General features: G+C 72.6%; 11 protein-coding genes and 2 pseudogenes. All 13 read left to right on the top strand.

All coding sequences use genetic code 11. The features are described from left to right. The first annotated feature begins 191 nt into the window (after nucleotides 1-191). The 13 genes and pseudogenes from DA06_RS01370 (at nucleotide 192) to resB (ending at nucleotide 13,418) form a co-directional block, all read left to right on the top strand. A complete protein-coding gene (locus DA06_RS01370; RefSeq protein ID WP_043496761.1) occupies nucleotides 192-812 on the top strand; it encodes a hypothetical protein in 621 nt (206 codons plus the stop codon). Then, nucleotides 809-1,186: a hypothetical protein gene (locus DA06_RS01375; RefSeq protein ID WP_043496762.1), complete on the top strand. Its 378-nt coding sequence runs from the start codon at nucleotides 809-811 to the stop codon at nucleotides 1,184-1,186. Before DA06_RS01370 ends, DA06_RS01375 begins: the two co-directional genes overlap by 4 nt. Before the next feature lie 80 nt (nucleotides 1,187-1,266). Further along, a complete protein-coding gene (efp, locus tag DA06_RS01380) occupies nucleotides 1,267-1,827 on the top strand; it encodes an elongation factor P (RefSeq protein WP_043496763.1) in 561 nt (186 codons plus the stop codon). Nucleotides 1,828-2,045: 218 nt separating this feature from the next. Next, nucleotides 2,046-2,468, top strand: a complete 423-nt coding sequence (nusB, locus tag DA06_RS01385; RefSeq protein WP_043496764.1) for a transcription antitermination factor NusB — start codon at nucleotides 2,046-2,048, stop codon at nucleotides 2,466-2,468. Nucleotides 2,469-2,650: 182 nt separating this feature from the next. Further along, a complete protein-coding gene (locus tag DA06_RS01390; RefSeq protein ID WP_418606738.1) occupies nucleotides 2,651-3,301 on the top strand; it encodes a CinA family protein in 651 nt (216 codons plus the stop codon). A 147-nt stretch (nucleotides 3,302-3,448) separates the two neighbouring features. Then, the gene (gene pyrR, locus DA06_RS01395) at nucleotides 3,449-4,033 is read left to right on the top strand and encodes a bifunctional pyr operon transcriptional regulator/uracil phosphoribosyltransferase PyrR (protein WP_043496765.1); all 585 of its coding nucleotides are present in this window, start codon (nucleotides 3,449-3,451) and stop codon (nucleotides 4,031-4,033) included. Continuing rightward, nucleotides 4,030-5,016, top strand: coding sequence for an aspartate carbamoyltransferase catalytic subunit (locus DA06_RS01400; RefSeq protein WP_043496767.1), 987 nt, complete (start codon nucleotides 4,030-4,032; stop codon nucleotides 5,014-5,016). Before pyrR ends, DA06_RS01400 begins: the two co-directional genes overlap by 4 nt. Then, nucleotides 5,013-6,327 (top strand): annotated as a pseudogene (locus DA06_RS01405) (dihydroorotase). Before DA06_RS01400 ends, DA06_RS01405 begins: the two are co-directional and overlap by 4 nt. A 137-nt stretch (nucleotides 6,328-6,464) precedes the next feature. Then, nucleotides 6,465-7,661, top strand: coding sequence for a glutamine-hydrolyzing carbamoyl-phosphate synthase small subunit (gene carA, locus DA06_RS01410; protein WP_043496773.1), 1,197 nt, complete (start codon nucleotides 6,465-6,467; stop codon nucleotides 7,659-7,661). After that, nucleotides 7,661-10,996: a carbamoyl-phosphate synthase large subunit gene (gene carB, locus DA06_RS01415; RefSeq protein WP_043496768.1), complete on the top strand. Its 3,336-nt coding sequence runs from the start codon at nucleotides 7,661-7,663 to the stop codon at nucleotides 10,994-10,996. The genes carA and carB overlap by 1 nt, the downstream gene beginning before the upstream one ends. 127 nt (nucleotides 10,997-11,123) lie before the next feature. After that, nucleotides 11,124-11,216 (top strand): annotated as a pseudogene (locus tag DA06_RS01420) (cytochrome c biogenesis protein CcdA); the annotation flags it as partial. Nucleotides 11,217-11,307: 91 nt separating this feature from the next. Next, entirely contained in the window at nucleotides 11,308-11,643 is a 336-nt protein-coding gene (locus tag DA06_RS01425) for a cytochrome c biogenesis protein CcdA (protein ID WP_052436222.1), read from the top strand. 2 nt (nucleotides 11,644-11,645) lie between these two features. After that, nucleotides 11,646-13,418 (top strand): cytochrome c biogenesis protein ResB, encoded by a 1,773-nt coding sequence (resB, locus tag DA06_RS01430; protein ID WP_052436223.1) that lies wholly within the window; start codon nucleotides 11,646-11,648, stop codon nucleotides 13,416-13,418. Nucleotides 13,419-13,432 lie beyond the last annotated feature (14 nt).

A 13,432-nucleotide genomic window follows, 5' to 3' on the forward strand; every position in this document is an offset into this window, starting at 1 on the left:
GGCGTGGGACGCCGGATCAGCGTCCCTTGATCTGACAAGGTCAAGCGTGCGAGTTTGATGTTGCGGGAACCAGCCCGCTGCGGCCCGACCACGGCAGCCGGCCGCGATGATCCGGTGTTCCGGACGCGCGACCTGCGCCCGATTAAGCACTGAGCCTTGATATTGCCATGTCAAGACTCTAGCCTTGACCCATGTTCGTCCTCACGGCTGACCAGCACGCGAGCAAGCGGCGCGGCGACAAGGTTGAGGACCTTCTCGAGCACCTCGGCCCATGGCAGCACGACCACCGTGACGACGTCGTCCTCCCGCTCGAGCGGACGGTCGGGGACGAGGTCCAGATCGTCCTGAGCTCGGCCGAGGCCGCTCTCGACCTCGCGCTCCGCCTGATCCGGCTCCAGGACTGGGCGGTCGGGATCGGGGCAGGTTCTGTGCACGAGCCGCTCGCCACCTCCTCGCGGGCCAGCTCGGGCCCGGCCTTCGTGCTCGCGCGCTCCGCCGTCGAACGGGCCCGCGGACGAGCGGAACCGATGCCGGTCGTCGTCGCCGGGGACGACGCCGCGGCTGCCACGGACGCGACGGGCCTCGTCCAGCTCCTCGCCGCCGTCGTGCGCCGTCGCTCGCCGGCGGGCTGGGAGGTCGCCGACCTGCTGCGCCCCGGGGTCCGTCAGAAGGAGGTGGCCGCCACGCTGGGGATATCCGAGCAGGCGGTCAGTCAACGGGTACGGTCTGCCGTGCTGGAGGAGGAACGGAAGGTCCGCCCCCTGGCAGCCAGCCTCCTGCGACGGGCTGCTGGGGAGAAGGAGGACGTGTGAGTTCCACCACCGCGACGGTGCTGATCGTGCTCGCCGTCCTGGCCGTGTCGGTCCTGGTCGGACGCATTCTCGTGTGGGGCGTGCTGCGACGCGTGGAGCCGGGTCCCGCCGTGCCCGGCGTCCTGCGCGGCGGTGCGTGGATCGGCATGCTCGAGCGCCTCGCCATCACCGGCTCGGTGCTGGTGAGCTTCCCCGAGGCGGTCGCGGTCGTCCTGGCGGTCAAGGGCCTCGGCCGGTATCCGGAGCTGCGGGAGGCGCACCCGGACCGCCGCAGCCCGGCGGCCGAGCGGTTCATCATCGGCACGCTGGCGAGCTACTCGTGGGCGGGGCTGTGCGGCGTCGTCGGCACGCTGCTGCTCGGCAAGGTATCCTGACGGGCGCTGAGCGGCCGGGTGACCAGACGCGTCACCGGCCGCCGTTCCCGACACGAAACCGACATTAGGACGGCCCAAGCATGGCTTCGACCAACGACCTCAAGAACGGCATGGTGCTCGTGATCGACGGGCAGCTGTGGTCCGTCGTCGAGTTCCAGCACGTCAAGCCGGGGAAGGGTCCCGCCTTCGTCCGGACGAAGATCAAGAACGTGCTCTCCGGCAAGACGGTCGACAAGACGTTCAACGCGGGCGTGAAGGTCGAGACCGCGACCGTCGACCGTCGCGACATGCAGTACCTGTACCGGGACGGCGACGACTTCGTCTTCATGGATTCCGACACGTACGAGCAGATCCCGATCTCGGCAGAGACCGTGGGCGGCGTGGCCAACTTCCTCGTCGAGAACCAGGACACGGTCGTCGCCATGCACGACGGCCAGGTGCTCTTCGTCGAGCTGCCGACGTCCGTCGTCATGGAGATCACGTACACGGAGCCGGGCCTCCAGGGCGACCGTTCCTCGGCCGGGACCAAGCCCGCCACCATCTCGACCGGCTACGAGATCCAGGTTCCGCTGTTCCTCGAGACCGGCACCAAGGTCAAGGTGGACACCCGGACCGGGGACTACCTCGGCCGCGTGAACTGATCTGCCCCTGACAGCTCGGCCAGCCGGTAGGCCGTGCCGCCCCCGGGGCGGCACGGCCGGGTTCCCGGCCGACGTCTGCGCCGCGCCGCGGACGCGGCGCAGGCTGACGCGGGTACCGCCGCCGGCGCTCCGCACCTCGCGACAGAGCGACCACCCGAACATCGCGACAGAGCGACCACCCGAACATCGCGAGACAGAGCACAGAGAAGAGGACCTCCGTGGCCGCACGCACCAAGGCCCGCCGGCGGGCGCTGGACGTCCTGTTCGAGGCTGACCAGAAGGGCATCACGTCGCCGGACGAGATGCTCGCCCTGCTCGAGCAGCGGATGCACGTCACCGTCGCACAGGGCGCGTTCCCGCAGTACGCGGTCGAGATCGTCGAGGGCGTGGTCGCCCACCGCGACCAGATCGACGAGCTCCTGAGCACCTACTCCCAGGGGTGGACCCTGGACCGGATGCCGACCGTCGACCGCTGCATCCTCCGCCTCGGGGCGTGGGAGCTGCTCCACAACGACGACGTGCCCGACGCCGTCGCCGTCGACGAGGCCGTCCACCTCGCCGCCGAGCTCTCCACCGACGAGTCCCCGGCCTTCGTCAACGGCCTGCTCGGCCGGCTCCTGGACCTCAAGCCGACCCTCTGAACTGCACCTCAAGCCGACCCTCTGAACAGCGGACCGGTAGCGGCCCGCCCAGCACGGTGCCGGGGCACTCCTCGCCCGCGCATGCGTGCCGTCGCGACGCCGACCTCGCCCGCGTGCGGCCCGTCGCGGCACCGAGCTCGCCTACGTGCGAGCCCTCGTCGAGACCGAGCTCGCCGCGGTACGTGAACCGTCGTGACGCCGAGCTCGCCCGGGTGCGCGCCGTCGCCAGGCCCGCAGGCCGCTCCGGAGTCACGCCGCGACCTCTGCTATCGAGGAGAGGCCAGTTCGCACGTGCCGAGCGCCACGTCGAGGTGCCGCTGGGCGCAGGACGGGTGAAGATCCTCCCCATGACTGACGGCATCATCGACGGCACCCAGCCCCTCCTCGACGAGATCGCCTCCCGGCTCGACGGGAACGGCGTCACGGTGGCGGTGGCCGAGTCGCTCACGGCCGGCAAGATCGCCTCGCACCTGGGCGCGGCCAAGGACTCCTCCTCGTGGTTCGCGGGCGGCGTCGTCGCCTACACCAGCGAGACGAAGTTCTCCGTCCTGGGCGTCGAGCGCGGGCCGGTCGTCACCGCCGCGTGCGCGGAGCAGATGGCCGACGGCGTCGCGCAGCTGCTGACCGCCGATCTCGCCGTCGCCGTCACCGGCGTGGGAGGACCGGGTTCGGAGGAGGGCGAGGACGCCGGCACGGTGTACCTCAGCGGCCGGGCGGGCAGCCGCAGGGTGAGCGAGCGGCTCGACCTCGAGGGTGACCCGACCGAGGTGATCGAGGCGACGACGCTCCACGCCCTGCGCATGCTCGTCGCCCTGCTCCGCGAGAGCGACTGAGACGGCGCCGTAGGCCGCCCTGAGGCAAGCGTCACACCCCCGTCCCACGAGGTGGGGCGGCCACCGGAGCCGGTGACGGCGCGCGGTAGCATCACCGCGTCCGACATCCTTTAAGGCCCGTCCCGTGAGGCGGGGAAGGAGGTCCTCGTGGCCAGCACGCCCACGAGCGCCGGCGCAGAGCGCGCGGTGCTCACCGAATCCGACATCTCACGCTCCCTCGTCCGCATCGCGCACGAGATCCTGGAGCGGAACCAGGGCGGCGACGACGTCGTCCTGCTGGGAGTCCCGACCCGCGGTGTGCCGCTCGCCGAGCGCATCGCCCGCCGCCTCGGCGAGACGGAGGGACGGGACGTCCCCGTCGGCTCTCTCGACATCACGATGTACCGCGACGACCTGCGCGGCCAGCCCACCCGCACCCTCGGGCGCACCACCGTGCCCGACGGCGGCATCGACGACAAGGTCGTGGTCCTGGTCGACGACGTCCTGTACTCGGGACGCACCATCCGCGCTGCCCTGGACGCGCTCAACGACATCGGGCGCCCCGCCGCCGTCCAGCTCGCCGTGCTCGTGGACCGGGGGCACCGCCAGCTGCCGATCCGCGCCGACTTCGTCGGCAAGAACCTGCCGACCGCACGGTCCGAGCGGGTGCGCGTCCAGCTCGCCGAGACGGACGACGGGCAGCCCGACGCCGTCATGATCTCCACCCCGGCCGCCGAGGGGGCCGCCCGGTGAGGCACCTGCTCTCCGCCGCCGACCTGACCCTGGCCGAGGCCGTCGGCGTGCTCGACACCGCCGAGGCCATGGCGGCCACCCAGCGCCGCACGATCAAGAAGCTGCCCACGCTGCGCGGCCGTACCGTGGTGAACCTCTTCTTCGAGGACTCCACCCGCACCCGGATCTCGTTCGAGGCGGCGGCCAAACGCCTGAGCGCCGACGTGATCAACTTCTCCGCCAAGGGCTCGTCGGTCTCCAAGGGCGAGTCGCTCAAGGACACCGCGCTGACGCTGCAGGCGATGGGCATCGACGGGGTGGTGATCCGCCACCACGACTCCGGCGCGCCCCACCGGCTGGCCCACGCCGGCTGGATCGACGTGCCCGTCCTCAACGCGGGCGACGGCACCCACCAGCACCCGACCCAGGCTCTGCTCGACGCCTTCACCTTGCGCCGCCACCTCACCACGGGCGGCGACTCGCCCGCCCCCGAGGGCTCGTCGCTGGAGGGGGCGTCCGTGATCATCGTCGGCGACGTCCTGCACTCCCGGGTCGCCCGCTCCGACGTGCAGCTGCTGCACACGCTCGGCGCGAAGGTCACACTCGTCGCGCCCCCGACCCTGCTGCCCGTCGGCATGGAGTCCTGGCCCTGCACGGTGAGCTACGACCTCGACGCCGCCATCGAGGAGGCACGCCCGGACGCGGTGATGATGCTGCGGGTCCAGCGCGAGCGGATGTCCTCCGCGGGCGGCGGGTTCTTCCCGTCGCCGCAGGAGTACCACCGCCGCTACGGTCTCGACGGCGCCCGGCTCGGCCGGCTCCCGGCACGCGCGATCGTCATGCACCCGGGCCCCATGAACCGCGGGCTGGAGATCAGCGCGGAGGCCGCCGACTCCTCACGCTCCACCATCGTCCAGCAGGTCGCCAACGGCGTGTCCGTGCGCATGGCCGTGCTCTACCTTCTCCTCGCCGGCGGCGAGGAGACCACCGGAGGGATCTCATGACCGACTACCTCGTCCGCTCGGCCCGCCCTCTCGGGGGAGAGGCGACCAACCTGCTGCTGCGCGACGGCGTCATCGCCGCCACGGGCGCCGAGGCGGCCCGCCAGGCCGGCTCCGCCGTCGTCGTCGACGCGGACGGGCTCGTCGTTCTGCCCGGTCTGGTGGACCTGCACACCCACCTGCGCGAGCCGGGCCGGGAGGACGCCGAGACGGTGCTCACCGGCACCCGGGCGGCCGCGGCCGGCGGCTTCACCGCCGTCCACGCGATGGCCAACACCACGCCTGTCGCGGACACCGCCGGCGTCGTCGAGCAGGTGTGGAACCTCGGCCGCGAGGCGGGCTGGGTGGACGTCCACCCCGTGGGGGCCGTGTCGGTCGGGCTGCAGGGCGAGATGCTCGCCGAGCTCGGCGCCATGGCCTCCTCGGCCGCCCGTGTGCGGGTCTTCTCCGACGACGGCAGGTGCGTCGCGGACCCGGTCCTCATGCGCCGCGCCCTGGAGTACGTCAAGGCCTTCGACGGCGTCATCGCCCAGCACGCCCAGGAGCCTCGCCTCACGGAGGGCGCCCAGATGCACGAGGGCGTCGTCTCCGCCGAGCTCGGCCTGACGGGCTGGCCCGCCGTCGCGGAGGAGTCGATCATCGCCCGCGACGTGCTGCTCGCCGAGCACGTCGGGTCCCGGCTGCACGTCTGCCACCTGTCCACCGCCGGCAGCGTCGACATCGTCCGGTGGGCCAAGGCCCGGGGGATCGACGTCACCGCCGAGGTGACCCCGCACCACCTCATCCTCACCGACGAGCTCGCCCGCTCCTACGACCCGCGCTACAAGGTGAACCCGCCGCTGCGCACGGCCGAGGACGTCGAGGCGGTGCGCGCGGGCCTCGAGGACGGGACGATCGACATCGTCGCCACCGACCACGCGCCGCACCCCGTCGAGGACAAGGACTGCGAGTGGCCCGCCGGGGCCTTCGGCATGACCGGGCTGGAGACGGCGCTGCCGGTGGTCGTCGAGACGATGGTCGAGACCGGCCGGCTCAGCTGGGCCGACGTCGCACGGGTCATGTCGACGGCGCCCGCCACGATCGGGCGGGTCGGCGGCCACGGTCGCCCGATCGCCGTCGGCGAGCCGGCCAACCTCGTCCTCGTGGACCCCGCCGTGCGACGGGTCGTCGACCCGGCCGCGCAGGCGACCCGCAGCACCAACAGCCCCCTTCGCCGGCACCGAGCTGCCCGGCCGTGTCATGGCCACGTTCCTGCGGGGACGGGCCACCGTGCTCGACGGCGCCCCCGTGGCGCGAGAGGAGGTGGGCGCGTGAGCGCCTCCACCAACGACCAGCACCTGCCCGCCACGTCGGTCGCCGCGGGCGGGAGCACGACCTCCCCGGCGGGCGCCGCCGCGAACCTGCCGAAGGACGACGCCCCGGCCCGCCGGCCCGCGGCTCCCCGCGGCGCGGTGCGCGAGCCGGCGCTCATCGTGCTCGAGGACGGCTTCGTCCTGCGCGGGAGCGCCTACGCGGCGACGGGCCGCACGGTCGGCGAGATCGTCTTCTCGACCGGCATGACCGGGTACCAGGAGACCCTGACGGACCCCTCGTACCACCGGCAGATCGTCGTCATGACTGCCCCGCACGTCGGCAACACCGGCGTCAACGACGAGGACCCCGAGTCCTCCCGGATCTGGGTGGCCGGGTACGTCGTGCGCGACGCCGCCCGCCGCGCCTCGAACTGGCGCTCCGAGCGGGAGCTGGAGGACGAGCTCGCCGAGCAGGGCGTCGTCGGCATCTGCGACGTCGACACCCGCGCCCTCACGCGCCACCTGCGCGAGCGCGGCGTCATGCGGGCCGGCATCTTCTCCGGCGACGCGCTGCCCGCCGGGGCCGCCAGCCTGGGCGACCAGGCGGTCGAGGTGCTGCTCGACGTCGTCCGCGAGTCTCCCCACATGAAGGGCGCCGACCTCGCCCGCGAGGTCAGCACGCCCGAGGCGTACGTCGTCGAGCCGGCGGGGGAGTACGCAGGGAAGGAGCCGGTCGCGACGGTCGTGGCCGTCGACCTCGGCATCAAGTCGCGCACCCCCGAGCAGCTCGCCGCCCGCGGCGTGCGCGTGCACGTCGTCCCGCAGTCCTCCACTCTCGCCGACGTCCTCGCCCACGAGCCGGACGGGGTGTTCTTCTCGAACGGTCCGGGCGACCCCGGCGCCGCCACCCACGAGGTGGAGCTGCTGCGCGGCGTCCTCGACGCCGAGCTGCCGTTCTTCGGGATCTGCTTCGGCAACCAGCTGCTCGGCCGGGCGCTCGGGTACGGCACCTACAAGCTGGCCTACGGCCACCGCGGGGTCAACCAGCCCATCCTCGACCGGACCACCGGCAGGGTCGAGATCACCGCGCACAACCACGGCTTCGCCGTCGACGCCCCGGTCGAGGAGCCCTCCGTCGCCCCGTTCGACGGCGGACGCTACGGCCGCGTGGAGGTCTCCCACGTCAATCTCAACGACCAGGTCGTCGAGGGGCTCCGGGCGCTCGACATCCCCGCCTTCTCCGTCCAGTACCACCCCGAGGCCGCCTCCGGGCCGCACGACGCCGAGCACCTGTTCGACCGGTTCGTGCAGCTCATGCAGGAACGCACCACCACCACGGAAGGCGAGGCCCGCTGATGCCGCGGCGCACAGACATCTCATCCGTCATGGTCATCGGCTCCGGGCCGATCGTCATCGGCCAGGCGGCCGAGTTCGACTACTCCGGCACCCAGGCCGTGCGCGTCCTGCGCGAGGAGGGCATGCGCGTCATCCTCGTCAACTCCAACCCGGCGACGATCATGACGGACCCCGAGCTGGCCGACGCCACGTACGTCGAGCCGATCACCCCGGAGGCGGTCGCCACCATCATCGCCAAGGAGCGCCCCGACGCCCTCCTGCCGACGCTGGGCGGGCAGACCGCGCTGAACACCGCGATCGCGCTGGCGGAGAACGGCGTGCTCGAGGAGTACGGCGTCGAGCTCATCGGCGCCTCCATCGACGCCATCCACCTGGCCGAGGACCGCGAGAAGTTCAAGGGCGTCGTCGAACGCTGCGGCGCCGAGTCGGCCCGGTCCGCCATCGCGCACTCGCTCGAGGAGTGCCACCAGATCGCGGCCGAGCTCGGCTACCCGCTCGTCGTGCGTCCCTCCTTCACCATGGGCGGGCTCGGCTCGGGCTTCGCCCACACCCCCGAGGACCTCGACCGCATCGCCGGGGCGGGGCTGCACTACTCGCCCACCACCGAGGTGCTCCTGGAGGAGTCCATCCTCGGGTGGAAGGAGTACGAGCTCGAGCTCATGCGCGACAAGGCGGACAACGTCGTCGTGGTCTGCTCGATCGAGAACGTCGACCCGGTCGGCGTCCACACGGGCGACTCGATCACCGTCGCCCCGGCCCTCACGCTCACCGACCGCGAGTACCAGAAGCTGCGCGACGTCGGCATCGCGATCATCCGCGAGGTCGGCGTGGACACCGGCGGCTGCAACGTCCAGTTCGCCGTCGACCCGGCCACGGGGCGCGTCGTCGTCATCGAGATGAACCCGCGCGTCTCGCGCTCCTCGGCGCTGGCCTCCAAGGCGACCGGCTTCCCGATCGCGAAGATCGCCGCCCGCCTCGCGGTCGGCTACACCCTCGACGAGATCCCCAACGACATCACCGGCTCCACCCCGGCGAGCTTCGAGCCGACGCTCGACTACGTCGTCGTCAAGGTCCCGCGGTTCGCGTTCGAGAAGTTCCCGGCCGCCGACCCCACTCTGACGACCACGATGAAGTCCGTGGGCGAGGCCATGGCGCTCGGCCGCAACTTCACCGAGGCCCTGCAGAAGGCCATGCGCTCGATCGACAAGAAGGGCCTGACGTTCCACTGGGACGGCCCGGCGCCCGACGCGACGGCCACGAAGGCGCTCGTCGAGGCCGCGCGCACGCCGACCGAGGACCGCCTCGTCCAGGTCCAGCAGGCGCTGCGCGGCGGGGCCACCGTGGAGGAGCTCTACGAGGCCACCGCGATCGACCCGTGGTTCCTCGACCAGCTCCTCCTCGTCGAGGAGGTCGCCGGCGAGGTCCGCACCGCCGCGGCGCTGACCCCGGAGGTGCTGCGCCTGGCCAAGCGGCACGGCTTCTCCGACCTGCAGATCGGGCGCCTGCGCGATCTCGGCGAGGAGGCGGTGCGCGAGGTCCGCCACGCGTACGGCCTGCGCCCGGTGTACAAGACCGTCGACACCTGCGCCGCGGAGTTCGCCGCGCGCACGCCGTACCACTACTCCGCCTACGACCTGGAGACCGAGGTCGCGCCCCGCGAGCGCGAGGCCGTGATCATCCTGGGTTCTGGCCCGAACCGGATCGGCCAGGGGATCGAGTTCGACTACTCCTGCGTGCACGCCACCATGGCGCTGGCGGAGAAGTACGAGACCGTCATGGTCAACTGCAACCCGGAGACGGTCTCCACGGACTACGACATCTCCGACCGCCTGTACTTCGAGCCGCTGACCTTCGAGGACGTCCTCGAGGTGTACCACGCCGAGCTCGCGGCGGGTCCGGTGGCGGGCATGGTGGTCCAGCTGGGCGGGCAGACCCCGCTGTCGCTGGCCCAGCGCCTGGCCGACGCCGGCGTGCCGATCCTCGGCACCTCGCCCGCCTCCATCGACCTGGCCGAGGACCGCGGCGCCTTCGGCGCCGTCCTGGGCCGTGCTGGCCTGCCGGCGCCCGCCTTCGGGACCGCGACGTCGGACGAGCAGGCGCTCGAGGTGGCCGCCTCCATCGGCTACCCCGTGCTCGTCCGGCCGAGCTACGTGCTCGGCGGGCGGGGCATGGAGATCGTCTACGACGAGCCCGGCCTGCGCGACTACCTCTCCCGGACGGCGGAGGGCAACGGGTGGGAGGCCTCGCGCCGCAGCGCGCCGCTGCTGCTCGACCGGTTCCTCGACGACGCCATCGAGATCGACGTCGACGCTGTCTACGACGGGACCGAGCTCTTCCTCGGCGGCGTCATGGAGCACATCGAGGAGGCCGGGATCCACTCCGGCGACTCGGCGTGCGTGCTGCCGCCGGTCACCCTCTCGGCCGCCGAGCTGGACCGGATCCGCCGCTCCACCCTGGCCATCGCCAAGGGCGTGGGCGTGCGCGGGCTGCTCAACATCCAGTACGCGCTCGTCTCGGACGTCCTGTACGTCATCGAGGCGAACCCGCGCGCGTCCCGGACGGTGCCGTTCGTCGCGAAGGCCACCGGGGTGCCGCTGGCCAAGGCGGCGTCCCTCGTCATGGCGGGGGAGTCCATCGCGTCGCTGCGGGAGCGCGGCGTCCTGCCCGAGCGGGACGGCGGCGTCCTCGACCTCGACGCGCCGATGGCCGTCAAGGAGGCGGTGCTCCCGTTCAAGCGCTTCGCCACGGGGAGCGGGTCCGTCGTCGACACGCTGCTCGGGCCCGAGATGCGCTCGACCGGCGAGGTGATGGGCTTCGACGTCGACTTCCCGACGGCGTTCGCCAAGTCCCAGTCCGCCGCCTACGGGGGCCTGCCCACCACCGGCCGCGTGTTCGTCTCGGTCGCCGACCGTGACAAGCGCTCGATCATCTTCCCCGTGACCCGGCTCGTCGAGATGGGCTTCGAGGTCCTCGCGACCGAGGGCACCGCCGGGGTGCTGCGCCGCTACGGCATCCGGCCGACGGTCGTGCGCAAGGCCTCCCAGGGACGCGGGCCGGCGGGGGAGCCGACCGTCATCGACCTCATCACCGACGGCGCGATCGACATGGTCGTCAACACCCCCAGCGGGCAGGGCGCCCGTGCGGACGGTTACGAGATCCGGGCCGCGACGACCGCCGCGGACAAGCCGATCATCACGACGGTGCAGGAGTTCGGCGCGGCGGTGCAGGCGATCGAGGTCGTCAGGACGGGGCCGTTCGCCGTCCGCAGCCTCCAGGGGCACGACGCCGACCGTGCCGCCCGCCGCGAGGCCGTCTCGGTCGTGGGGGTCGGATGAAGGACCACGGCGCAAGCTCGAGCGGCGCAGCCTCGCTGGGCGCAGCCTCGTCCGGTGCCACCTCGCCGGGCGCGGGCGTCTGCTCGCCGGGGTGCTGCTGTTCGTGGCCGGGTTCTCCGCCGTGTTCGTGCTGTTCAGCATCGTGTTCTCGCTCGCCGGGGTCGCGCTGCAGCAGTGGATGGACGTCATCCTGCGCGTGATGGGCGTGGTCGTGATCCTCATGGGGCTGGCGTTCATGGGCCTCGTGCCGTTCCTCCAGACAGAGCGTCGCCCGCACCTCGCGCCGCGCGCCGGGCTGTGGGGGGGCGCCGGTGCTCGGCGTCGTCTTCGGCCTCGGCTGGGCCCCGTGCATCGGCCCGACGCTCGCCGCGGTCCTCACGCTCTCGCTCGGCGGCGCCGACCCGGCGCGCGGCGTCACCCTGGCGGTCGCCTACTGCCTGGGGCTCGGCGTCCCGTTCGTGCTGATCGCGATGCTCTTCTCCCGCTCCGCCCGGGTGCTCGGCTTCCTGCGCCGGCACCGCCGCACCATCCAGGTGCTCGGGGGCAGCCTGCTGGTGCTGCTGGGCCTGGCGCTCGTCACCGGGCTGTGGGCGCAGTTCTCGGCGTCCCTGCAGGGCATGGTGGCCAACTTCGAGACGGTGGTTTGACGATGGTGCGCAAGGCCGGGACGGCGGACCCGACGAACCTCAGCACCAAGGCGGAGCTGGGCCAGGACGGTCCCGCCCCGTCGCAGCCGTCGCTCGGGCTGCGCGGCTGGCTGCGGTGGACGTGGCGGCAGCTGACCAGCATGCGGGTGGCGCTCATGCTCCTGCTGCTGCTCGCCGTCGCGGCCCTGCCGGGCTCGTTCTTCCCGCAGACCCCGCAGGACCCGGCCCGCGTGGCCGAGTACCACGAGGAGCACGCCGTCCTCGCGCCCTGGCTGGACCGGCTCGGCTTCTTCGACGTCTACGGCTCGCCGTGGTTCGCCGCGGTGTACCTGCTGCTGTTCACCTCGTTGATCGGCTGCATCGTCCCGCGCGTCGCCGTGCACTGGCGGGCGCTGCGCTCGCAGCCGCCGCGGGTGCCGCGCAGCTTCGCGCGGTTCCCCGTGCGCGGGGAGCGCGCGGTGACCGAGGCGCCCGACGCCGTCGAGACCGCGGTGCTGCGCTCGCTTCGGGGGCGGTACCGCACCGCCGTCACCCCCGACGGGATCACCGCCGAGCGCGGGTACCTGCGCGAGACCGGCAACATCGTCTTCCACCTCTCCCTCGTCGGCGTCCTGCTGGCGATGGCCGCCGGGCAGCTGTTCAGCTACCGCGGCCAGGCGCTCGTCGTGGAGGGCGAGGCGTTCGCGAACTCCGTTGTCGACTACGACTCCTTCGACCCCGGCACGCTGTTCGACCCCGGCGAGCTGGAGCCGTTCACCTTCACGCTCGAGGAGTTCACCTCCGAGTTCACCCTCGACGCCCAGGCCCGCGACTTCGCCGCCCGGGTGAACGTGACCGAGCCGGACGGCTCGCCGCGCGAGGACACCATCAAGGTCAACCACCCCATGAAGGCGGGCGGTGCGAACGTCTACCTCTCCGGCAACGGCTACGCCCCGCGCCTGACCGTCCGCGACGGCGCGGGCGAGGTGGCGTTCTCGGGCCCCGTGCCGTTCCTCCCCGACGACGCCGTGTACACCTCGCGCGGGGTGATCAAGGTCCCGGACGTCAGTCCCGGCCAGGAGCAGCTCGGCCTCACCGGCGCGTTCCTGCCCACCGCCGTCGTCGAGCCGGACGGCTCCGGCGCCTACTCCGTCCATCCCCAGCCGACCGCGCCGCTGCTGGTGCTGACCCTCTGGGCGGGGGATCTCGGGCTGGACGACGGCGTGCCGCAGAACGTCTACGTCCTCGACTCCGACGACATGCGTCAGGTCTACGAGGACGCCCCCGACGGCACGCCCGGTTCCGCCGAGGGCGGGCAGCGCCCGGTCACGATCTTCCTCGAACCCGGCGCCACGGTGGAGCTGCCCGAGGGCCTCGGCAGTGTCACGTTCGACGACCTGCCCCGTTTCGCCGCGCTCGACCTGCGCTACGACCCGTCGCTGCCGTACCTGCTCACCTTCTCCGTCACCGCGATGCTCGGGCTCTTCGGATCCCTGTTCGTGCCCCGCCGCCGGCTGTGGGTGCGTCTCGCGCCCGGGTCCGACGGCGGGACCGCGCTCAGCGCGGCCGCCCTGGCCCGCGGGGACGACCCCCGGCCTGGCCCGCGACCTGCAGCGCGTGCTCGAGGCCGCCGGCACCGCGGTGCACAATGGTCCGGCGGCGGAGCCGCGGACAGTCGCGTCGCCTGCCGAGAGCCTCGTCCAGGATCCCGGTGCGGCCGACCAGACCGGCGCCGTCGCACGACCCGAGGCGGCCCCCTCCCGAGCGCACCCCCGCCCGGGCACCACGGCCGGTGACCCGGCCAAGGAAG

It is taken from the genome of Georgenia sp. SUBG003, assembly GCF_000715355.2.
Taxonomy (GTDB): Bacteria; Actinomycetota; Actinomycetes; order Actinomycetales; family Actinomycetaceae; genus Georgenia.